The sequence below is a fragment of the Swingsia samuiensis genome (assembly GCF_006542355.1).
GTDB lineage: Bacteria > Pseudomonadota > Alphaproteobacteria > Acetobacterales > Acetobacteraceae > Gluconobacter > Gluconobacter samuiensis.
Genome location: NZ_CP038141.1, coordinates 629,612 through 651,836 on the forward strand (window position 1 = coordinate 629,612; position 22,225 = coordinate 651,836).

Annotated in this window: 19 protein-coding genes and 1 tRNA gene; 11 read left to right on the forward strand and 9 right to left on the reverse strand. The window is 45.4% G+C overall.

The window, feature by feature from the left end:
* Nucleotides 1-202 precede the first annotated feature (202 nt).
* The 3 genes from E3D00_RS02935 to dksA all read right to left on the reverse strand — a co-directional run bounded on the left by E3D00_RS02935 (nt 203) and on the right by dksA (nt 2,319).
* On the reverse strand, nt 203-1,207 hold the full coding sequence (locus E3D00_RS02935; protein ID WP_181441987.1) for an MFS transporter: 1,005 nt from the start codon (nt 1,205-1,207) through the stop codon (nt 203-205).
* A 571-nt stretch (nt 1,208-1,778) separates the two neighbouring features.
* Nucleotides 1,779-1,853: transfer RNA gene (locus E3D00_RS02940), tRNA-Thr, on the reverse strand.
* A 52-nt stretch (nt 1,854-1,905) separates the two neighbouring features.
* Nucleotides 1,906-2,319 (reverse strand): RNA polymerase-binding protein DksA, encoded by a 414-nt coding sequence (dksA, locus tag E3D00_RS02945; RefSeq protein ID WP_141459795.1) that lies wholly within the window; start codon nt 2,317-2,319, stop codon nt 1,906-1,908.
* A gap of 247 nt (nt 2,320-2,566) precedes the next feature.
* Here dksA and E3D00_RS02950 point away from each other — a divergent pair, with 247 nt between their 5' ends.
* Genes E3D00_RS02950 through E3D00_RS02960 form a run of 3 tightly spaced genes read left to right on the forward strand, consistent with a single transcriptional unit; the run spans nt 2,567 to nt 4,316 of the window.
* Nucleotides 2,567-3,667: a flagellar basal body P-ring protein FlgI gene (locus tag E3D00_RS02950; RefSeq protein WP_246091515.1), complete on the forward strand. Its 1,101-nt coding sequence runs from the start codon at nt 2,567-2,569 to the stop codon at nt 3,665-3,667.
* Nucleotides 3,667-3,957 carry a rod-binding protein gene (locus E3D00_RS02955; RefSeq protein WP_141459799.1) on the forward strand — a complete coding sequence of 97 codons (291 nt, stop codon included), beginning with the start codon at nt 3,667-3,669 and terminating at the stop codon, nt 3,955-3,957. The genes E3D00_RS02950 and E3D00_RS02955 overlap by 1 nt, the downstream gene beginning before the upstream one ends.
* Nucleotides 3,954-4,316 (forward strand): hypothetical protein, encoded by a 363-nt coding sequence (locus tag E3D00_RS02960; protein ID WP_141459801.1) that lies wholly within the window; start codon nt 3,954-3,956, stop codon nt 4,314-4,316. Before E3D00_RS02955 ends, E3D00_RS02960 begins: the two co-directional genes overlap by 4 nt.
* Nucleotides 4,317-4,321: 5 nt before the next feature.
* On the opposite strand, the gene E3D00_RS02965 is transcribed toward E3D00_RS02960, so the two are convergent.
* Both E3D00_RS02965 and hpnH read right to left on the reverse strand, forming a co-directional pair.
* The gene (locus E3D00_RS02965; RefSeq protein ID WP_141459803.1) at nt 4,322-5,617 is read right to left on the reverse strand and encodes a hemolysin family protein; all 1,296 of its coding nucleotides are present in this window, start codon (nt 5,615-5,617) and stop codon (nt 4,322-4,324) included.
* 121 nt (nt 5,618-5,738) lie between these two features.
* Complete coding sequence (gene hpnH / locus E3D00_RS02970) at nt 5,739-6,932, reverse strand: adenosyl-hopene transferase HpnH (RefSeq protein WP_141459805.1); 1,194 nt, start codon at nt 6,930-6,932, stop codon at nt 5,739-5,741.
* 325 nt (nt 6,933-7,257) lie between these two features.
* Between hpnH and E3D00_RS02975 the strand changes: the two genes are divergently transcribed.
* The 4 genes from E3D00_RS02975 to hpnK all read left to right on the forward strand — a co-directional run bounded on the left by E3D00_RS02975 (nt 7,258) and on the right by hpnK (nt 11,494).
* Entirely contained in the window at nt 7,258-7,911 is a 654-nt protein-coding gene (locus tag E3D00_RS02975; protein WP_141459807.1) for an ABC transporter substrate-binding protein, read from the forward strand.
* A 32-nt stretch (nt 7,912-7,943) separates the two neighbouring features.
* The gene (gene hpnI / locus E3D00_RS02980) at nt 7,944-9,092 is read left to right on the forward strand and encodes a bacteriohopanetetrol glucosamine biosynthesis glycosyltransferase HpnI (RefSeq protein WP_141459809.1); all 1,149 of its coding nucleotides are present in this window, start codon (nt 7,944-7,946) and stop codon (nt 9,090-9,092) included.
* A gap of 60 nt (nt 9,093-9,152) precedes the next feature.
* On the forward strand, nt 9,153-10,577 hold the full coding sequence (gene hpnJ / locus E3D00_RS02985) for a hopanoid biosynthesis associated radical SAM protein HpnJ (RefSeq protein ID WP_141459811.1): 1,425 nt from the start codon (nt 9,153-9,155) through the stop codon (nt 10,575-10,577).
* Nucleotides 10,578-10,669: 92 nt separating this feature from the next.
* The gene (hpnK, locus tag E3D00_RS02990) at nt 10,670-11,494 is read left to right on the forward strand and encodes a hopanoid biosynthesis-associated protein HpnK (protein ID WP_141459813.1); all 825 of its coding nucleotides are present in this window, start codon (nt 10,670-10,672) and stop codon (nt 11,492-11,494) included.
* Between the two features lie 4 nt (nt 11,495-11,498).
* Here hpnK and E3D00_RS02995 read toward each other — a convergent pair whose 3' ends face one another.
* A complete protein-coding gene (locus E3D00_RS02995) occupies nt 11,499-12,479 on the reverse strand; it encodes an adenosine kinase (RefSeq protein WP_141459815.1) in 981 nt (326 codons plus the stop codon).
* Between the two features lie 276 nt (nt 12,480-12,755).
* On the opposite strand from E3D00_RS02995, the gene E3D00_RS03000 reads away from it, so the two are divergent.
* From E3D00_RS03000 to E3D00_RS03015, 4 genes are all read left to right on the forward strand, one after another.
* A complete protein-coding gene (locus E3D00_RS03000; RefSeq protein WP_246091479.1) occupies nt 12,756-13,418 on the forward strand; it encodes a bactofilin family protein in 663 nt (220 codons plus the stop codon).
* Nucleotides 13,419-13,708: 290 nt separating this feature from the next.
* Nucleotides 13,709-16,870, forward strand: coding sequence for an efflux RND transporter permease subunit (locus tag E3D00_RS03005; RefSeq protein ID WP_141459819.1), 3,162 nt, complete (start codon nt 13,709-13,711; stop codon nt 16,868-16,870).
* Nucleotides 16,870-18,051 (forward strand): efflux RND transporter periplasmic adaptor subunit, encoded by a 1,182-nt coding sequence (locus tag E3D00_RS03010; protein ID WP_141459821.1) that lies wholly within the window; start codon nt 16,870-16,872, stop codon nt 18,049-18,051. Before E3D00_RS03005 ends, E3D00_RS03010 begins: the two co-directional genes overlap by 1 nt.
* Complete coding sequence (locus E3D00_RS03015) at nt 18,048-19,673, forward strand: efflux transporter outer membrane subunit (protein ID WP_141459823.1); 1,626 nt, start codon at nt 18,048-18,050, stop codon at nt 19,671-19,673. The genes E3D00_RS03010 and E3D00_RS03015 overlap by 4 nt, the downstream gene beginning before the upstream one ends.
* Before the next feature lie 64 nt (nt 19,674-19,737).
* Here the strand turns inward: E3D00_RS03015 and E3D00_RS03020 are convergent, their stop codons facing one another.
* The 3 genes from E3D00_RS03020 to trxA form a co-directional block, all read right to left on the reverse strand.
* Nucleotides 19,738-20,415, reverse strand: coding sequence for a GcrA family cell cycle regulator (locus E3D00_RS03020; RefSeq protein WP_141459825.1), 678 nt, complete (start codon nt 20,413-20,415; stop codon nt 19,738-19,740).
* 140 nt (nt 20,416-20,555) lie between these two features.
* Nucleotides 20,556-21,746 (reverse strand): ribonuclease D, encoded by a 1,191-nt coding sequence (rnd, locus tag E3D00_RS03025; RefSeq protein ID WP_141459827.1) that lies wholly within the window; start codon nt 21,744-21,746, stop codon nt 20,556-20,558.
* A gap of 106 nt (nt 21,747-21,852) precedes the next feature.
* The gene (gene trxA, locus E3D00_RS03030) at nt 21,853-22,179 is read right to left on the reverse strand and encodes a thioredoxin TrxA (RefSeq protein ID WP_246091480.1); all 327 of its coding nucleotides are present in this window, start codon (nt 22,177-22,179) and stop codon (nt 21,853-21,855) included.
* Between the last annotated feature and the right edge of the window lie 46 nt (nt 22,180-22,225).

The window sequence follows — 22,225 nt, forward strand, 5'->3', positions numbered from 1 at the left end:
AGAGGTTTGTCTTTGCCACCGTTCGGAACCTTCTTCATTATTCCGCTTCCAATGAATATGCTCTCACCCGGCTCATTCCATAGAAAATTGCGACTTCTATCTTTCTGAAATCAATCGCTATTTTCTTTTCAAACCACCTAAACCAGTTGGGATATCTGTGCTCCTGACCTCACTTTGCAACAGAGCCGCACAAACCATAAAATTAGCATGCGGTTATTCGTTGACGATCACAGCATACTAACAAAGCTCCAAGTATAACGAAAATACCAGTAATATAGAAAACGGGATTAAGTCCCCATCTCGCGGCAATTAAACCAGCACTTACCGGTCCAACGACCTGTCCTATGTATTGAGCAGACGTCGTCAATCCGATTAAAGAACCAACACTGTCCGGCTTAAATGCCATTTTTATATAGGCTCGAATGCAAGGTATAATCCCACCCAATGCAAGACCTAGACAAAAGCGTATGGCAACAATCTCCCACAACGTTTCGACAAAAGCATGCAAAATTAAAATTACACTGCCAGTTATAAGACCAAAAGCAATAACAGCTTTGTAACCTATCTTATCCCCTAGATATCCAAATATCGTAGCTGATACTATGCTTGCAACAGCAATTGCAGCGAGGGCAAAACCTGCACCCTTAATGACATTATCAGTATGTCCATATATCATTACATATGTGCTTATATTAGGTTCAATCGAAACACTTGCAGCCATTACAATTGCTATTACTGTCATGTAAATAACAGCAAATTTAAAATACGACTTATCAAAAGGCGATAATTTACGCTGCTGTGTTGAGCTGTTTTCCGTATCCTGCGAAAGAAAACAAGTTGCTGCACAATTAAATAAAATCATTGCTGCAGTTAACCGCAGTGCACCTTCCATTCCGAAAAATTGAGAAAACCAACTTCCAAGAGGGGGACCAATCAGACTACCAAGGAAGATACTTGATGAAAACATACCTTGGGCTAAACCACCTTTGTTATTCTTTCTTTTAGCGATTAATCTTGCAGCACCAGATGTATAACCCCCAGCGATACCAACTAAAGAACGACATAACAATAATTCAAGAGGAGTGCGTGCGAAGCTTGTAAGTGTCATACTTATGAGCATACCAAAACTTGCTCGAAGTAAATTGACACGAGCTCCATACCGATCAGAAAGTCGTCCCCAAAAAGGCGCAAGTAAAGCCGCTGTCATAAATGTTGCTGCATAGCAGGCTGAGACCATACTATTACCGAAATGCCACCGAGATTCCCCATTCCGGATATATAATTCGGCAAGAACGGCATTATGACGGTCATGGCGATAATATTAATTAAAGAGCCGATACAACATATAGCTATATCTGCGTCGACACGATTTATTGTATTCATTAAACAACACCTATTATTAAACGTAACGGAGCTGCCAGAATAAATATAGCATCGGCATATCGTTATTATTGTTATAAATATCATAACAAACAGAATATCCTCAGTGAGGACCACAGATATCCCTGTTTGTTAAAATTTCAGAGAAAGTGTCACATTACTCATTCATGCTCTGAATCACCTCACCATGGAAATGACACCCTTTGAAATCACTCATCCACCAGACCCACGTCAAAGTTGCACCCAGTTTCCAACAGGAAGATCAACCTTGCAACAAGGCTACCCAGTGCACAGATGTGCATGATTCATAGTGGTGCACTTCGGCTAATTTTGGTAATTTTAGATACGCTATAAAATGCTATATATGTTGTTATGTATATGTTTTTATTAGATTTATCTGGTGCTGCTGGCGAGGATTGAACTCGCGACCTCTCCCTTACCAAGGGAGTGCTCTACCACTGAGCTACAGCAGCGCAAAAGCTATGGCGCGTTTCCTACCCTTTAAACACGCACAACGCAAGCCCTTTAATCGTCTCTATGCACCTTTTCCATGCGCTCATGGCGTTCCTGAGCATCAATCGAAAGCGTTGCTATAGGACGTGCTTCTAAACGCTTTAAGCCAATAGGTTCCCCTGTTTCCTCACAGAATCCATAGCTACCGTTTTCTACACGTTCCAATGCCATATTAATTTTACTAATCAATTTTCTGGCTCGGTCGCGTGTTCTCAACTCAAAAGCACGATCTGTTTCGACACTTGCTCGATCTGTAATATCAGGCTCAAGAATTCCACCCTCTGAAAGGCTGGCAAGCGTTTCATCAGCTTCTTTCAACAGGTCTGTACGCCAACGCAGAAGTTTCTGCTTGAAATACTCAACCTGGTGGGGGTTCATGAACTCTTCTTCGTCGGAAGGTATATAATCCGGCGGCAGCGTAATCATGCGCATCCATTCCCTACAAATACGCTGTTACCTTACAAGCAGTTCCAGCGAGCATGTTGCGGTTTATACTCAGCATAAATGCTTTCGCCAACCCCATATTATAATTTATCTAACTATAAATAAATTCTTCTAAGCAAAATCCAAAGTCTATTAGTCTTTTATTTACTAACCTTATTGCATTCTATTGCAGACTACAGACCTCTCCATCCCCTACCTATAGAGGATATAACTTAAATTCATGTTCTTTATGCGCCTAATTCTCGCCTCTTTTTTAGGCGTCATTCTCTTACTTCCTTTCTTTGCTGACGCTGCCACTGTCCGCATTAAAGATATTACAGATATGGAAGGTGTGCGTTCCAACCAACTGATTGGTTATGGTCTCGTTGTTGGGCTCAATGGAACAGGAGATCGCCTAACCAACTCAATTTTTACGCGTGAAACTTTAATTTCCATGTTGAACCGACTGGGTGTCAATATCCGCAATCAAGAAACCCAGCTTCAAACACACGATGTCGCGGCCGTTATGGTAACCGCAGATTTGCCTGCCTTTACTCACGGCGGTAACAGAATTGATGTTACGGTTTCCGCAGCCGGTGATTCATCCTCCCTTACTGGCGGCACATTACTTGTTACACCTCTTATGGCTGCAGATGGTGAGGTCTATGCTGTAGCTCAAGGCAGTTTAGCAACAAATGCTTTTACAGCTCGTGGTGCCGCAGCGTCTATTACACGTAATGTTCCGACAAGTGGCCACATCACTAATGGAGCTGTTGTAGAGCGTGAAGTCCCCTTTGATTTGGCGCATCGTCACTCTCTACATTTGAGCCTGCGCAACCCTGACCTGACTACAGCCAGCCGTATTGCTGCGGTTATCAATCGAACACTCGGATATATTGCTTCCGTACAAGATCCACGAACTGTACTTATTAATCTCACAACCAATGACCCGATCACAACATTAGCACGTATTGGCGACTTAACCGTCACACCTGATTCTCCAGCCAAAGTCATTATTGATGAAGCGAGCGGAACCATTATCATGGGAGCCGATGTGCGGATCAGTACTGTTGCTGTTTCACAAGGCAATCTAACAGTCCAAGTCACTGAAACACCTGAAGTTTCCCAGCCCGGCCCATTTTCAGATGGTCAAACAGCTATCGTGCCACGTACTAATATCAATGTTGATACAGGGAAAAACCATCATTTAACAGTTCTCCCCACAGGAGCTACTCTTCGTGAGCTTGTATCTGGCCTCAATGCTTTGGGGGTCGGTCCACGGGATATGATTAGTATTCTACAGGCAATTAAAGCCGATGGAGCCCTGCAAGCTGAATTGGAAATGCGTTAATGAAAATCAACCCATCTTCTCATTTTTTTGCACTACATCATCAAAAGCCGGACCTTAAAAAAACATCTGACGCGGCTAAAAAGTTTGAATCCATGACAATTAACCAAATGTTACAACCTATGTTCAATACTGAAAACGATGATCAAAATATGTTTTCAGGAGGGATAGGGGAGCAGCAATTTCGCCCGATGCTTGTAGAGCAAATTGCTAAAAATATGGAGAAAAAAGGCGGCATAGGCTTAGCCAAAGCAATTAACCACCAAATGTTAATTTTACAGGAAAAGAAATGAAATCAGCAATCATAAACCTTACCGACATCATCCATCATGAAAATGCTGCCCTTATTAATGCAGATTTTCCAACTATTCTCCGCCTCATTCCAGAAAAACAAAAAACAATTAATACGCTAGAGGCAATTCTTAATAATAACGAATCACCCTATCCCACCGCAAAACAAGATATACAAAAACTGCTTGAAGTAGCTCAAAGAAATAAGGATCTGCTTCAGGAAACAATTACTTTTCAGAAGAATTTAATATCGACTGTTACCCAATTGCCAGAACAGCAGAATCAACAATCATATGGAGAGCAAGGTCATTACTCTCCTAAAGCACCAGAACAAACAGGTTTTTTTATTCACACTGTTTAAAAAAATTAATCAGCAGCGAGTGCTTGTCGGCTCACTCGTACGCTAACAACACGTCGTTTTTCCATAGAGAGGACCTCAAACAACCAGCCTTCAAAAGCCACCTTATCCCCTTGTGCGGGAACGCGACGCAATAACGCCAAAAGCACCCCACCTACTGTATGATAGCTGTTTCCACCAGGAAGAGACGATAAATCCAAACGAGAGCGAAGCTCATCTGCTGGCATTGAGCCGTCAAAAATATATTCGTCTCCACCTTCTTCATCCGCTTTAATATCAAATACCTTTACTTCGCTGACATCTTCTCCGACGATCGCCTCAAAAACGTCAGAAGGGGTCACAATACCTTCAAAGGAGCCATACTCGTCTAAGACGAAGGTAATTCCTATATTAACCCCTTTCATACGCTCAATCATATCTTGAGCACTTAAACTATCAGGGATGACAGGGACTTCACGTAAAACAGCATCTATTGATACCGGCATTCCAAGCAATAAACGGTCCAGTAAATCTTTTGCTAAAATAACACCTACAGGATGATCTATATCGTTTTCACAAACAACAATGCGAGAAAAAGACGACTGACGTAACTTACGAATGAGCGTTTGTTTATCTGCATGACGCTCAACCCAAAGCAATTCGTTACGCGGCGTCATGATGGCGCGAACAGGTCGATCAGCCAAGCGCAACAAGCGCTCAATCATTTCCTGTTCATCCGTTTCCAGCACTCCTGCTCTAGCGCCTTCGGCAAGAACAGCCTTGACTTCTTCTTCTGTCACAGCAGTGCGGGTTAAATTACCTACCCGCAAAAGCTTAAGCACCAAGGAAGACGTTCCGCTCAACAGCCATACAACCGGTTGTGTCACACGTGCCAAACCAACCAGCAGAAGCGACAAACGTGCAGAAATAATTTCTGGTTGACGTAAAGCGATCTGCTTAGGCACCAATTCCCCAAAGACCAGCATTACAAATGTAATCGCTGCCACAACAAGAACAATTGAAAGCTCACCTGCAAATGGACGTAAAAAAGTAACCTTCGCGATATAATCGTGAACAGTTTCTTCAATCTGGCTACCTCCAAATGTTCCCTCTAAAATGGAAACAAGCGTCATCCCAATCTGGACCGTGGGCAAAAAAGAATGAGGATCATCAGCCAGACGCAAAGCCGCCTTCGCACCACGCCCTCCTCGCTTCGCAAGGATTTCCAAACGGGAGCGTTTTGCTGAAATTAACGCCAGTTCTCCCATAGCAAAAACAGCATTGAGAAGAACAAGAAGACAAATAGTTAAAACAGGTATCAACATAAGTAAGCCAAATTAAAGGGGCTTAATAATACGCAAATATCTCCAAAGATACCATCGGCTATATAAAATAAAAAAGCCGGCTCGTTAAAGCCGGCTTTCTCATTGAATATTATTCTAACACTTAATCAGCAGCATCAGCAGCTGCAGGGGCCGCATTTGCAGCACGGCCATTCACACGAACACGAGGTCCACGCGCAGGTTTTCCACCTGTGGAAATCTTTTCCATCTGCTTTGCAACTTGCGCTTCATAAGCGTACTCAGCAGGACGCTGATTAGCTAACGAAATTTCAGGAGCCATTGGCTTTTCTGTCTCTGGCCCCATTAAAGCAACTTTTGCAATATGCCATGGGCGACGAATAGCATCCATCACAGCGGTCGATTCATAGCCTGAATGAACCATACAATCCGCACATTTTTCATATGCGCCTGTACCATATTGTTCCCAAGCCGTATCTTCCATCAGCTCTTTAAAGCTTTTGGCGTAGCCTTCTCCTAGCAAATAGCAAGGACGCTGCCATCCAAACACTGTACGCAAAGGCTTGCCCCAAGGCGTACAATGATATGATTCATTCCCTGCCAAGAAGTTCAAGAAAAGTGGTGATTGAGTAAAGCGCCACTTCTTCCCTTTTCCTAAACGGAAAATATCACGGAACAATTGCTTTGTTTTCTGACGATTCAAGAAGTGTTCTTGATCAGGCGCACGCTCATAAGCGTAACCTGGCGCTGTCATTATGCCATCAACACCCATTGCCATAGCTTCATCAAAGAAAGCGGCAACACGCTCAGGGACGGCACCATCAAACAACGTACAGTTAATAGAAACACGGAAACCACGAGCTTTTGCCGCTCTAATGGCAGCCGTAGCTTTTTCAAATACACCATCTTGGCAAACTGATGCATCATGCATCAGCTTATCGCCATCTAAGTGCACATCCCATGAGAAAAATGGCGATGGTTCATAATCATCTAATTTTTTCTCAAGCAACAGACCGTTGGTGCAAAGATAAACGTACTTCTTCCTTGCCACCAATCCTTTGATGATCTGCGGCATTTCTTTATGCAGAAGAGGCTCTCCTCCTGCCACAGCAATCACAGGCGCATTGGCTTCTGCATCCGCGTCCAAGCATTCTTGTAAACTCATCCGCTGATTCAAGATCTGAGAAGGGTAGTCAATTTTACCACACCCAGCACATGCTAAGTTACAACGAAAAAGTGGTTCGAGCATTAAGACCAGCGGATAACGCTTACGCCCTGTGAGATGTTGTTTGACAACATATCCCCCGACTCGAACAGCCTGCATCAAAGGAACGGCCATTTTAATCCTCTGGCTTCCACCCCCGCATAATACCTACACAAAACATTAGGTACCGCAGAGATTTTTATAATTCTAAATTACCCTCTAGATAATTGGCCTTACTCTAACCTACAAGGCCAAAATTCAAAGAAATATCACACGTCTCTTTGAACGCCCTTGATCTTAAGCAGAGCAACACAACTGTACCCATAGAATTACAGCATTACAATTATTCGTGTGACGCGCACACCACAAAGGTATAGGAACGTTGTCATGCAAATTCACCGATACCATGCGACAAGCAAATAATTTTTTGTTAAACTACATTTCTAGGAAGGATAATAGCATGACCAAGTTTCAGAAGTTAACTCTCAAAATAGCCTTGTCACTGTTGGTTCCTTGCTCTTTTGCAGGAATCATCCATTCGTCAGCTTTTGCTCAAACCACTTCGGTGAGTAGCACCAATTCCTCAGCCGCAGCGGCCCCTGTACAAGCCTTATATAAGGCGCTTACGGATGCCCAGACAAAAGGCAAAACCCTTCAACAACGAGTTATGATCATCACTCCAGCCGTTGATCAAGTATTTGACTTGGATGGTATTCTCCACCGCTCTGTCGGTCTTCGTTATGAAACCCTCAAGCCTTCCGATAAAGCACGCCTTCTAAGTTCGTTCCGTCGCTTTACAATCGCTCGATATGCTTCTTCCTTCACTCCGGGCGATAATGTAACTTTCAAAATCTCTCCAACAGTTCGTGCCAATCCAACAGGTGGGCAAATTGTTGATACCATTATTTATAATGGCCCAGACAACCCGAACACCATTGATTACGTCATGTCTCAAAGCAACTCTGGGTGGCGCATTACAGACATTTTATTAAATGGTCGAATTAGTCAGGTTGCTGCTCAACGTGCAGATTTCAATAGTACGCTTGCCACAGGTGGAGCAGAGGGCCTAGCAACTAACCTAGACCAAAAAGCTACACAATTCCTTCATAACTAATCAGGTTTTTCTCCAAAAAGGCTAATTCACTCGTGTTTCGGTTTTCTTCGCTTGCGACTGGCTTCAGTATTCTCGTCTCCAGCGCGGGTATCTTTCAAAATATTCTGGGAGCAACAGCCCTTCATCGCTTTATACGGAAGGCCAGAATATCTGATGAAGAAGTTCACTCCTCACAAAATTGGCCTGCCATCACCGTTTTAAAGCCGCTTCATAATAATGAGCCTCTGCTTTATGAAGCACTTGAAAGCGTTTTTTCACAAGAATATCCAAATTTTCAAATTGTTTTTGGGGTGCAAAGCACACAAGATAGTGCTCTCCCCATCATCAAACAACTTCATAAACAGTACCCTCATATTCCTATCGAAATTGTCATTAATGATGCGGAACATGGGGTTAACCGCAAAGTAAGTAACCTCATCAATATGTATGAGGCAGCCCAATATAATTATCTCGTAATCTCAGATTCGGACATTCATTGTGAGCCGAATTACTTAAAACATGTCGCCTCAAGTCTTGCTCAAACAAACACCGGCTTAGTCACCACATTATATGCTGGCCGCCCCGCTTCCAAAACCATGGTGCAACAACTTGGGGCCCTGCAGATTAATGATAATTTCCTCCCGGGCGTCATGATGTCTCGTGTCCTAGGCCGACAAGACTGCCTCGGCGCAACGATGGCGCTCACCAGAGAAACCCTTGAAAAAATTGGTGGCTTGAAAGCCTTAGCTAATCACGTTGCTGATGATGCTGTGTTGGGTCAACTCGTACGGGAGTTGGGGCTTGATATTGCCATTGCCCCAACACTAACGCACACCACAGTTGGCGAAGCCTCTTTTAAAGAACTTCTCCTTCATGAATTACGCTGGGGCAGAACAGTCAAAAGTGTTGAACCGCTTGGATATACTCTTTCAGCCATTCAACTTCCTCTTTTTTGGAGTGCCCTTGCCCTTCTTTTACGACCAAGATCACCCCACATATGGGCTTTCTTTCTTTCCACATGGGCTATACGAAGTGGCTTGAGTTCTTTAATTGACCGACAAACAAAATGTACCCTACACCATAAAAACTTTCTTTTACCCTTTCGTGACGTCCTGTCCGTCGCCATCATGCTGGGTAGTGTTCATGGAACACGCGTTGCATGGCGGGGCAGAACAGTCCATATCAAGAAAAGAAAATCTTAATCCTTGGCATACAAGCCCTGAACATATAAGCCCGACGTTACCAACAGGAGTATCACCTCAATGATGAGAACCCTTTTCCTTCAACCGCCCTCTTTCGATGGTTTCGATGGTGGCGCTGGATCTCGTTATCAGGCCAAACGTGAAATCAAATCTTTCTGGTTCCCAACATGGCTTGCTCAGCCAGCTGCGCTTGTTCCGGGCTCACGTCTGATTGATGCTCCTCCTGCTAAAATGGGAATGGATCCAATTCTTGAAGATATCAAGAATCGTGATCTTGTCATTATCCATACCTCTACACCATCTTTTGCTTCTGATGTGCGCGTCGCTCAAATGCTTAAAGATGCTAACCCTAAGCTCATCATCGGAATGGTTGGGGCAAAAGTTGCTGTCCAGCCTGACGAAAGCATGGCGAAGGGTACGCCAATTGATTTCGTTGCACGCAATGAATTTGATTTCACCATTAAAGAAATCGCAGAAGGCAAACCACTTGCCGAAGTAGATGGCATCACATGGCGGAATGAAAAAGGCGAAGTCATCGCGAATAAAGACCGTGCGATGATTGAAGACATGGATAGCCTTCCTTTCGTTACGGAAGTCTATAAGCGTGATCTGAACATCAATGACTACTTCATTGGCTACTTAAAACACCCTTATATCTCTATTTATACAGGCCGTGGCTGTAAGTCCCGTTGTACGTTCTGCCTCTGGCCACAAACCGTTGGTGGACATCGTTACCGCACACGTAGCCCTGAACACGTTGCGGCTGAAGTGCGTCTTGCCAAACAATATTTCCCAGAAGTGAAGGAGTTCATGTTTGATGATGATACCTTCACTGATGATCTTCCACGCGCAGAAGCTATCGCTCGTGAAATGGGAAAACTTGGCGTCACATGGTCTTGTAATGCCAAAGCAAACGTCCCTTACGAGACACTAAAAATCATGAAAGAGAACGGCCTACGCCTTCTTCTTGTTGGTTATGAAAGTGGCAATCAGCAAATCCTTCACAACATTAAGAAGGGTATGCGTATTGAAGTTGCGAAAGAGTTTACCAAGAACTGCCATAAGCTTGGCATCAAAATCCATGGTACCTTCATCGTTGGCCTACCTGGTGAGACGAAAGAAACGATTCAAGAAACCATCGAATTCGCAAAAGAAATCAACCCTCACACACTACAAGTCTCTTTGGCAGCGCCTTACCCCGGCACGCACCTGCACAAACAAGCCACAGAGAATGGTTGGTTTAACGAATCCGAAGCTGAGCTGATTGACGAGAACGGTGTTCAGATTGCTCCTCTGCACTACCCTCACCTCTCTCACACTGAAATTTTTGATAGCGTGGAAGAGTTCTACCGCAAATTCTATTTCAGAGGCTCCAAGATCGCTTCTATCGTCAATGAAATGGTTCGTAGCCCACAGATGATGAAGCGTCGTCTACGTGAAGGCGTTGAGTTCTTCCAATTCCTTAAAGACCGTCACGTCGCCTAATCAAAAACAAGTGTCTCTTTTAAAAGCATGGCTATTGCGCCATGCTTTTTTTATAATATCCCCTCTTATAGCTTCATTCGGAAATCTTTCTTATGACACGCAGTGCCATTATTTCAGCTGATGATTTTGGTATGAGCATAGAAGTTAATGAAGCCATCGAAGAAGCTCACCGAAAGGGTATTCTCTCTACAGCTAGCCTTATGGTAGCGGGTGATGCCGCATCTGATGCCATAAGACGAGCGAAAAAAAATCCAACCTTGAACGTTGGCCTTCATGTCGTAGCTATTGAGGCTAAATCCGTTTTAGATCTTCCCACGATCACCGATACACAAGGTTGGTTTGGCAGAGATCAGCTCACTTTGGGCATAAAGTATTTCTTTAATAGCCGCGCACGAAATGCTATCGGGCGCGAAATTGAAGCACAATACCGCTCTTTCATGCGCTCTGGCCTCACACTTGACCATGCGAATGCACACAAACACATGCATCTGCATCCTGTTGTAGGGCATTTCCTGATCAAGTCTGGAAAAAACCATGGTCTAAAAGCCGTAAGATCACCTCTCGAACCGCCTCAACCTCTGCACGCAAAAGATAATTTAGGTGATCTGACTTTAAGATATTGGATACAGGTTTTACGTTCGCAAATTTCTAGAGCCCGTCTCAAAACAAATGACTGGTGTTTTGGCCTTCGCTGGTCAGGACATATGACCAAAGAACGAATCCATTCTTTAATCCCACGCCTGCCTGACGGAGTGAGTGAAATCTATTTTCACCCTGCAACATCTCAAAATGAAATGATGAAGCATTTCATGCCGGACTATAATCAAACAGGAGAGCTAGAAGCCCTCCTTGACCTTAATATCCGAAACGCACTTTCTCAAAATAATATTAACCCAATTGGCTGGGCCAATTTATAAGATTTTATGCGCGTAAAGAGAAATCGTCCTCAGGTCTCGCTCCAACACGCGTTATAATTGCAGCCGCAGCTTCATTTCCCAACTGTGCACACTTTTGCAAATCACGGCCTTTACTCAAGCCGGCTAAGAAACCCGCAGCAAAAGCATCCCCCGCACCCGTTGTATCAACAACTTTTACAGGCTGGGTTGGAACATCAAATCGATCTTCCCCAGCCACTACAACAGCGCCTTTCTCTGCGCGTGTCAGAACAGCGAGTTGCGTTTCTTTTGCGATTTGTTGCGAAGCAGAATCAAAATCAGACGTTTCATAGAGCGCTAAAATCTCAGCTTCGTTCGCAAAAAGTATATCAATATGCCCCGCAACCAATGCACGAAATGCCGCCCGATGGCGTTCCACACAGAACGTGTCAGATAACGTTAACGCAACTTTATTTCCTGCCTGACGTGCAAATTGAGCGGCTTGCTCAAACGCTGCCTGTGCCTGTGGCTTATCGTAAAGATATCCTTCCAAATAGGTAATACGTGCGCTTTCAACTGTTTCTTTATCCACATCAGACGGCGTAAACTCTGTACACGCTCCAAGATACGTAAACATGGTTCTCTGACCATCTGGTGTAATCAACACGATACACCGTGCTGTTGGGATATTTTGCTCTTGCGACAATGGAGAACTTGGAAACGCCAAACCTTGCGCACGCACATCCTCTGCAAATTGCTGTCCTGTTTTATCGTCCGCAACTTTGCCTAAATAAGCTACCTTCGCTCCCATTTTAGAAGCAACAACAGCCGTATTAGCCGCTGAACCGCCTCCTGAAATTTTTTCAATCCGAATATGACGTTCAATTTTTTGCGCCATCTCTGCATCAATTAAAGTCATACTCCCTGCTGTGACCCCAAGTTCAGCAACGACAGATGTTTCAACATGGGCCAAAACATCCACGATAGCATTACCAATACAAAGAAGATCGAACCGGGAAACAGACATGGAAACTCCAAATTGGATAAAAAATACGTCAAAAAATAGTTTATGCCATTAAATCAACACGATCATAAGCCCCAATTTAGGCCATACCAACCGCTTGGGTTATGTCGTGTCAAAAAAGAGGTTTTTTTATCTATTTTGACGTGTTCACCCTTTGCTGATGGCATAATTGTGTAATAATGCACAAATAATTGTTTTCTCCTGTTTCAGCTTTTGCGAAACAGTTATATACAACGACTGAGTAGTTATTGTTCTTTCCAGATCCGTAGCGGGGTTTCCTTGTTCAGAAGACGTAAACCGGAAGAAGACGCCAAACCTGCCGAAGAGAAAAAACCAACAGCAGGTCAGCAACCTATATTCCCGACTAAGCCGGATACCTCCAGCCAGAAAGATTCCGCGGCCGGATCCGGACCATCCAGCACCCAGACACCACAACAGAAGGACCCCTCCACTATGGGTCGCTCCCCTTTCCCAACTCCTCCCTCTCCTCCACCATCTGGTGCTACTCCTCCTACGCCTCCATCGGCAGCACCACGCCCCGGCATCCCCGGTGCGCCACAACAAACTGGCCCAGAGCGTCGTACACTTGTTGTTGGCCGCGGCATTAGCGTTCAAGGCACTGTTCAAGATGCAGAACGCTTGGTTGTTGAAGGCACAGTCGAATCAAGCATGATTCAGGCGACTGAAGTTTCTGTTGCTCAAGGCGGTGTATTCCGTGGGGCCATCGAAGTTGAAGATGCAGAAGTAGCCGGCACAATCGACGGCACACTCACAGTTAATGGTAGCCTAACCATCCGTGGCAGTGGACGTCTTCTTGGAAAAGCAAAATGCCGCCGCTTGAAGGTTGAAGATGGCGGTCAGATCACCGGTCAACTTGAAATGATCACAGGTGATAAGCCCTCTTCCTCACCATCTGGAACTGAAAAGAAATTAGAAGCTTAATTTCTTTCCTTTTTCTTATATAATAACTACTACACACCCGCTCCTCTTAAGAAGAGCGGGTTTTTTACAATAACTTATTTATAAAAATACTTTACCGCTCAATAATAAAGTATCTAAACTTGAATTAATGTTTTATATTACGTTTTGTTATGAAATATCCCCATAATACCAGTGCTTAAAATTTATTTTAATTAAATCTCTGTATTAAACTGTAGTTTATACCTTTGTTAAACTCATCTTGTGTATATCAATAGTTTCTTTGCATAACCGTACCAGGACGCGCCTACTCAATGAATGCCATTGTTGTCACCGCGTTAAGACGACCACTTACTTTTGTCGTTTTGTCGATCCTGATCGTGATGCTTGGCATCATGTCAATCTTCAGAACGCCAACGGACGTCTTTCCGAACATCAAAGTTCCGGTTGTTGCTGTTGTATGGACCTACCCCGGTCTGTTACCTCAGCAATTTGCCGGACGTATCACTTATAATTTCGAGCTTGCCGTTACCACAACGGTACAAAACATCGAGCATATGGAGTCGAGCTCCTATTATGGTCGCTCGATCGTTAATATTTACTTCCAACCCGGCACCCCAATTGGAACAGCTGAGGCAGAAGTAACGGCAATCTCTCAAACCGTGCTTCTGGGGCTTCCCCCTAAAGTACCCGCACCGATGATCATGGCTCTGAATCCGTCTCAGGTCCCAGTCATTGCGCTTCAGGTGACATCCCCCAAACAAACCCCCTCAGATTTGTTTAAGCTTGGTGTCATCACTATACGTCCATTACTGGCAACAGTTCCCGGCGCTGTCGTAGCCCATCCTTACGGGGGCATGGACAGCTTTGTCATGGTTTCCCTCAACCAGCAGGAACTACGAGCGCATCACCTTTCTGCTGCTGACGTACAGTCTGCATTAAGAGAGCAAAATATTGTTCTTCCTGCAGGTGATCAAAAGATCGATGCAACAGACTGGATGGTTCAGACCAACGCTGCCCCGGAATCTTTGGATGACATCGCCAATATTCCTGTAAAGCGTATCGGGAATGCCGTCATTTACGTTCGAGATGTTGCCGAAGTCTATCGTGGGGGGCACCCTCAAACAAACCTTGTCTTGGTCAAAGGCCGTCAAGGTGTTGAAATGATTACCCAAAAAGCGGGAACAGCTTCCACCTTGGACGTTGTCGCTGCAACAAAGGCTTTATTACCCCGCCTGAAAAATATTCTCCCACCAGACGTCAAAGTCACCATTTTATCTGACGCATCCGTCATGGTGAAAGATCAAATTAAAGACGTCTTGCAGGAGATGATTACCGCAGCATTACTCACCGGGGTTGTGGTTCTCCTTTTCCTTGGATCATGGCGCTCTACTGTCATTATCGCGACATCCATCCCACTCGCCATTCTGTCCTCCATCATAGGGCTTGGCTGGGCTGGAGAATCCATTAACGTTATGACCCTTGGTGGCCTCGCTCTGGCCGTTGGTATTCTGGTCGATGACGCCACCGTCATGATTGAGAATATCGATACTCACCTTGAAATGGGAAAAGACCTCGACCTTGCCATCATTGATGCTGCAAACCAGATCGTTATTCCCACCTTCGTTTCCACCACATGTATTTGTATCGTATGGCTCCCGCTTTTTGAACTTGATGGCGTTTCAGGGTATCTGTTCATGCCCATGGCCAAAGCCATTATCTTTGCCATGATCGCTTCTTTTATTCTTTCCCGTACGCTTGTTCCTACGATGGCAAAATACCTCCTTGCCGGTCAGGTTCATCATGGGGGAGAACACGAGCATGCTGCACCCAAAGGTTTCTTTGGGCGTTTCCAGCAAGGTTTCGAAAAGCGTTTCAACCAATTCCGTGATGGATATGAAGTCGTCCTACGGCGGTGCGTGCAACGTCGAGGGGTCTTTGTTCTTACCTTCCTTGGTATTTCATTAGCGTCCATGAGCCTTTATGCCTTTGCTGGCCGAGACTTCTTCCCTGAAGTTAAATCAGGCTCTCTCCAAATGCACCTTCGCGCTCCCCTCGGGACACGGATTGAAGTCGCTGGACGTATCGCTGCTTTAGTGGATAACCGTATCCATCAACTTCTTCCCGGCAAAGTGGAAAACATTATTTCCAACTGTGGTCTTCCTGAAGGTCCCCATAACCAAGCCTTCATGCCAACTCCAACAGTAGGCACGCAGGACTGTGATCTGACGATTACATTAAAGAACGAGCAGTCACCTGTTTGGGAATATCGTAAACTCCTCCGGAAAGATCTATCGGCGCGCTTCCCCGGAACTGTCTTTACTTTCCAACCAGCAGACCTGACCGACAAAATTCTGAACTTTGGGTCTTCTGCACCTATCGACATCCAGATTTCCGGCCCTGTCGCCAGTGATAACTACAATTACGCAAAACGTATCGTTGGCAAAATCAAGCATGTCCCGGGAACGGCAGATGTTAACATTCAGCAAACGATGTCCACGCCGACCCTAATGGTGAATGGTAACCGTACCTTCGGGCAAGCCACCGGGGTAAGTGAACAGAATATTGCTGAAAACGAACTCTATACACTGTCTGGATCAGTCGTCGTCGATCCACAGTTCTGGCTCGACCCTGAAGATAACGTTACCTTCCCGCTCAACCTCTACACCTCCCAAGATCAGCTTACGCACTTAAGTGATCTACTTACGATTCCGATTGATAAGGGGGATGGTAATCCACAAAATATTGATCCACAGCTTCTTGGTGCTGTGGCCGATGTCATTGCAACGGGAACGCCTGGTGAAGTTTCTCACTTCAACTCCATGTCTGAGATCGATATTTACGTAAATATCGAAGGGACAGATATGGGATCTGTTCTGGACAACGTGAAGAAAGTTCTAGCCGACGATCGTGCAAACGCTCCTCGCTCGTCAGATGTGACAATCCATGGGCAAGCCACCACGATGCATAGTGCTTACTCACAGCTGATCTTCGGCTTGTGCATCTCAGTCGTGTTGATTTACCTGCTCATTGTTGTGAACTTCCAATCATGGACTGACCCTTTCATCATCATCACCGCCCTTCCTGGTGCTTTAGGCGGCATTGCGTGGGCTCTTTTCCTCACCGGAACCCGCTTGTCTGTTCCAGCTCTCACGGGCGCTATCATGTGCATGGGAACAGCTACAGCAAACTCTATTCTGGTTGTTTCATTCGCTCGTGAACGTATTGAAATTCATGGAGACGCCCTCAAAGCAGCGGTCGAATCTGGCTTTGGCCGTATTCGCCCTGTCATGATGACGGCTCTCGCCATGATCGTCGGGATGATTCCTATGGCAACATCCAATTCTACCAATGCTCCTTTAGGACGTGCTGTCATTGGGGGCTTACTTGTTGCTACCGTCTCAACCCTTCTTTTTGTTCCTTGCGTATACGCCATCATTCACAACCGTTCGTCGCACAAAAAGGAAACAGCATAATGGCCAGCTCTCCTAAAATCTTCGCTATCGCGGGAAGCTGCCTTCTCGCTGCTTACGTTGGCTTTATCGTGATTGAAAAGGCTCATACGGCCTCTACATTAAAGGCTGATACAGACGCCAGCGCTGTCTATAACGTTTCCATCGTCAACGCGATAAAGTCCCCCCAAAAGGTTGCTCTTACCCTTCCGGGCACCATTGATGCTTGGTACCAAGCCCCTATATACCCGCAGGTCTCTGGCTATGTGAAAATGTGGTACAAAGACTATGGTGCCCATGTGAAGGCTGGAGATGCCCTTGCTGAAATTAATGCACCAGCATTAGACGCCGAGTACCAACAAGCAAAAGCTGATTTAAACGCTGTTCTAGCCAAATATCATTTGGCGGCAGTCACAGCTGAGCGTTGGCGCGCCATGGGGCGTTCGCAGTCTGTTTCAGGCCAGTCTGTTTCTGTCTCCAATGCGAACGAGCAATCTGCCCGAGCAGAAGTTGCAGCAGCTCAACATAATGTGGATCACTTCGAGGCGTTAGAGAAATTCAAAACGATTGTTGCGCCGTTCGATGGTGTCGTCACCGCACGTGAAATCAACGTCGGTGATTATGTCCATAATGGTGGAGGGAACCTAAGCGCAACAGGAAGTGCTTCTGAACTTTTCACCGTTGCAGATGTACAAAAACTACGTCTTTTTGTTTCGGTACCAGAAGTCTTTTCTTATATCCTTCAACCTGATTTAACGGCAACGGTCAGTGTCCCTCAATATCGTGGCCGTACATTCGAAGCCCATTATCTTACAACGTCTCACGGGTTTGACCCCAACACACGTACAGCCGTTGCTGAATTTACGCTTGATAACCAAAATGAAGAGCTATGGCCCGGAACTTTTGCCTCAGCTGCGCTAAAATCACATAATGAAGACACGCAACTGTATGAAATTCCGACCAGTGCTCTCGTTTTTGAAGAAAAGGGCATGCAAGTTGCTGTTGTCGACACCAGCAACCATGTCCACTATAAAAATATCACGATCGGTCGCATGGCTGACACCTCCACAGAGGTACAATCAGGCATTAGCCCCAATGATCGCATCATCGCCAACCCACCGGCTGATCTCTTGGAAGGGGATCCAGTAAATGTTGTGCAAGGCGAACGAGGATATAACCAATCCGGCTTCGGGAAATCACAATGACCCACTCCGCTCTTCGTCACTTTACACTCGCATGCGGATCAGCCCTCTCATTCTTGAGCCTTTCTGCGTGCGATCTTGCGCCAACATATAAAACACCTCAATTTGTCGTCCCTGATAGTTGGCGAGGTCAGGCCCCGTTTGCCATTGCAACTCCAGCAGATACCACCATCCCAACCGAGTGGTGGACGATGTTTAAAGACCCTCTTCTTAATGAGTTAGAAGAAAGGGCCACAGCAGAAAATGGGGACCTTCAAGCAGCAGCGGAACGCTTTATTCAAGCCCGCGCTCTAGCTGTTGCGGCACGATCAGAACTGTTCCCACATGCTAATTTTGATGTGGGTGCGTCTGATAATAAACAATCTGCAGATCGTTTATTCCGTAACGGTGCGACACTCACTCAAACCCAAGAAGAATATGGTGGTGGGTTATCATGGGAGCCAGATTTCTGGTCTTCCATCCGCAATCGAGTTCGGGAACAAAAGCAGTTTGCCCAGCAACGCGCTGCGGACTTCGCAATGGCGCGCTTGAGTATGCAAGCTGAACTAGCACGTGATTATATCCAGTTACGTGGATATGACGCACAAAATGCAATCTATGCTCAATCCATCGCCTTTTATCAGCGTGCAGTGGCGATCACAGAAAATCAGCTCAAATACCAAGCGGCACCAAGGCTTGACCTTGCTCGAGCACAAGCTCAGCTTTACACAACGCAAGCCGCTCAGTTAGATATTCAAGCCGCTCGTCAGGTCACGGAACATGCTATTGCCGTTTTAACCAATACTGCTCCTTCTTCTTTTCATATCCCGAGCATTCAGAAATTCAGCTTTATTCAACCCAATATTCCTCTGAGTGTTCCTTCCGTTCTCCTCCAGAGACGTCCTGACATTGCTTCTTCTGAACGTAAGATGGCTCAAGCCAATCGGGAAATTGGTATCGCCCGGGCAGCCTTCTACCCTCATATTTCCTTAAATGCTGGAGCTGGCTTTGAAGCTAATGGCTTCTCCTTGGCACGCTTAGCCAACTCCTTGTGGACGTATGGAGCAAGCTTGCATATGCCACTGTTTGATGGTGGTCTTCGCCGAGCTGAACTTCAGAGAACATGGTCACAATATCGTGAAACGCGGGACGAATATCGTTCACAAATTCTATCTGCTTTCAGAGAAGTAGAAGATGGTCTTTCACTTACAGATCGTCTGACAAAAGAAAACCAAGCCTTAGAGCGCGCTGTTAAAGCCAACCTTGAAACTCAAAATATGACCATGACCCTTTATCAAGGAGGCGTTGGCACATATCTTGAAGCCATTTTCAGTCAAGAAAATACACTGGATAGTCGTATTCATCAGGTTGAAATTGCCACCCGTCTTTATACCGCGGATGTCAATTTAATCCGTAGCCTTGGTGGTGGGTGGAATGTTTCAAACCTCCCAACTATGGATCAGACCCTCTCTATGGGGCCGTTCCAATATGAGAATTTACATCATCCTAAACCTGTTGGAGACGTAAACGCTTCTCAATACCCCAATCAGTTTGAGAACCTTACGACACCAGCCCCTACCACTCCCGGCCGTGGATACGGAAAAGCACTTCCAGCTCTTCCCATGGGCAGCCTGAATAACAAATAAAACGTTATTGAATGGACCACATAAAAAAAGCCGCCCTTTTGTGGGCGGCTTTTTTAGCTTAACATTAATCTCTACGATCTCGTATTTTTACATAAGCAATCGCAGCATGTTCTGCGCAATATGGTTTTCCACTCAATGGCGTTGCACCACAAAAATGAAAACCTGGTGTCCCTGGATCACCGATAGGCCAGCAACAGGCAGGACCTCTACGAGTAGAACGGTCAATACTCCCTAAAAAACGCGGTGGGGGTAATGGACGAGACGTTTGAGCTGGCTTAGGTGGCGTGAGGGGGACAACTTTGGCAGGTGCTTCTACAGCTTTTTCTACTACTTTAGCTTTTACCGTCTGTGGAGCAGCTTCAACTACCTTCTTAACTATATGAGAAGTAGCCTCAACCTCTTTCTTTTTTTCCTCAACAGAAGCAGCAGCAAGAGCCTCTTTGGGCTTCTCAGCACCAGAACTAGGTTTTTTAGAAACAACGGATGTTTGATCAGCCGCTGCTTTTACTTCTTTAGCGGTTTTCCGCGGGGCTGGTTTTCGACGAGGAGTAGGCTCAACTGTCTCTCCTTCCTTCGCTTTTCGACTACGAATAGGAGAAGGACGTGAAGGCAAGCCTAAACGGTGAGCCTTGCCCACAACGGCATTTTTAGTAATAGAAAGTTGACGGCCGATCTCTGCTGTCGATAGTCCTTGACTCCACAAATCACGAAGTCTAGCAATCGCCTCGTCCGTCCATTCCATATTAATCTTCCTTTTGTCCTACACCGAGGCTTCACATTAGCCTCTTACTTATTCTTTTGTCCTCATAACGACCAGCCCTAAATGAGGAATATTGCATTTCTTCAACGCTCTATTCTCATATAAAACTGTCTGCCACCGTTTTATTTAATTTCTTCGGCGACCCTTTTCAACTCGACTCGTCCATCAACAACTGCCAAAGCAATCTCACCACGAACCAAAGCTAACGCATCTAAACCAAAAATCTCTCGCCGCCACCCGAGCAAAGCATCAACATTTTCTTCTCCCAAAGCAATCCGATCCAGATCTTCTGAAGAAGCAACCAAGCGCGGGGCAACCTTATGCTGCTCTCCTTTTGCGGCCAGCAAAACCTTTAAAAGCGCCACCAAAGCAGATGAAGGCTTTGTACGGTCTGACTTAGATAAAGGCTTTGGCAGCTCCGAATCAGGAACCTTTTCACCTATACGAACAGCTTCAAGAAGAGTTTCCCCCATTCGCCCTTCAGCAAAGCCCCGCGTTACACCGCGCACCCGTACTAATGCATCTATATCGTGAGGTTTTACAGCAGCAATCTCAAGTAAGCTCTCATCCCGGATTAGACGTTGCCTTGGAATATTGGCATTTTGGGCTTCCCGCTCACGCCATGCCCCCAACTCCCGCAGGATACCTAACATCCGACGATTATTGGTCCGAGCTTTCATTTTCTCCCAAAGCTTTCGCGGATCAGGGCGGAATGTTGCCTCATCAATCAAAATGGCCTGCTCGGCATCAGCCCAATGATAACGCCCTTGCTCATCCAGCTGCTTACGTAGAGCCTGATAGACGAGCCGCAAATATGTTACATCCGCCGCTGCATAATTAATTTGAGCATTACTTAAAGGGCGCGCAGACCAATCACTAAATCGATGTGTTTTATCGATAGCACGTCCAGTGATTGCTCCAACCAGACTGTCATATCCCACCTGATCACCATATCCAGCAACCATAGCTGCAATCTGTGTGTCAAAAACTGAATGTGGTAATTCATCAAAAATATGCAGAAAGATTTCTAAATCCTGACGTGCGGCATGAAAAACTTTCACGCATTCCTTGCGCGCCAATAAATCTTTTAATGGAGATAGATCCAAATCTGGTGCCAAAGCGTCAATAACAACGACATCTTCTAAACCAGCCAACTGAACCAGACACAACTCCGGCCAATAGGTCTTTTCCCGCACAAACTCTGTATCAATGGTAACAAATGGCTCTGTTTGGAGCTTCGCACATATATGTGCGACCTCTTCATTAGAGGTCAGAACAACAGGGGCAGGAAAAGCAGGTACTTTTTGACGCATGTTCTAACTCTACACAATGCCTAAGCACCTGACCACGTCTCTCTTTTACTTTTCTTATATAAAAAAGAGACAGCCCACCCCGTTAAGGAGCAAACTGCTCAATATCTTAAAGGGCTGAATCCACCCATGCCTTTAGTTGGCTCTTTGGCATCGCTCCCATTTGCTGAGCAACGGGCTTGCCACCTTTAAAAACAATAAATGTCGGAATACTACGAACACCGTATTTTGTTGGTGTTTCTGGGTTTGAATCAATATTGACTTTCGCTACTTTTAAACGACCTTGATATTCAGCGCCAATCTCATCCAACGCTGGTGCAACCATACGGCAAGGGCCACACCATTCCGCCCAGAAATCAACTAGAACAGGTTCATTAGATTCTAAAACATCTTTTGAAAAACTGCCGTCTGTTACAGCAACTGTATGATCACTCATTTTAAATCCCTTCATAACAAGCAAAAGTCTTTGGTTTAATATTTGC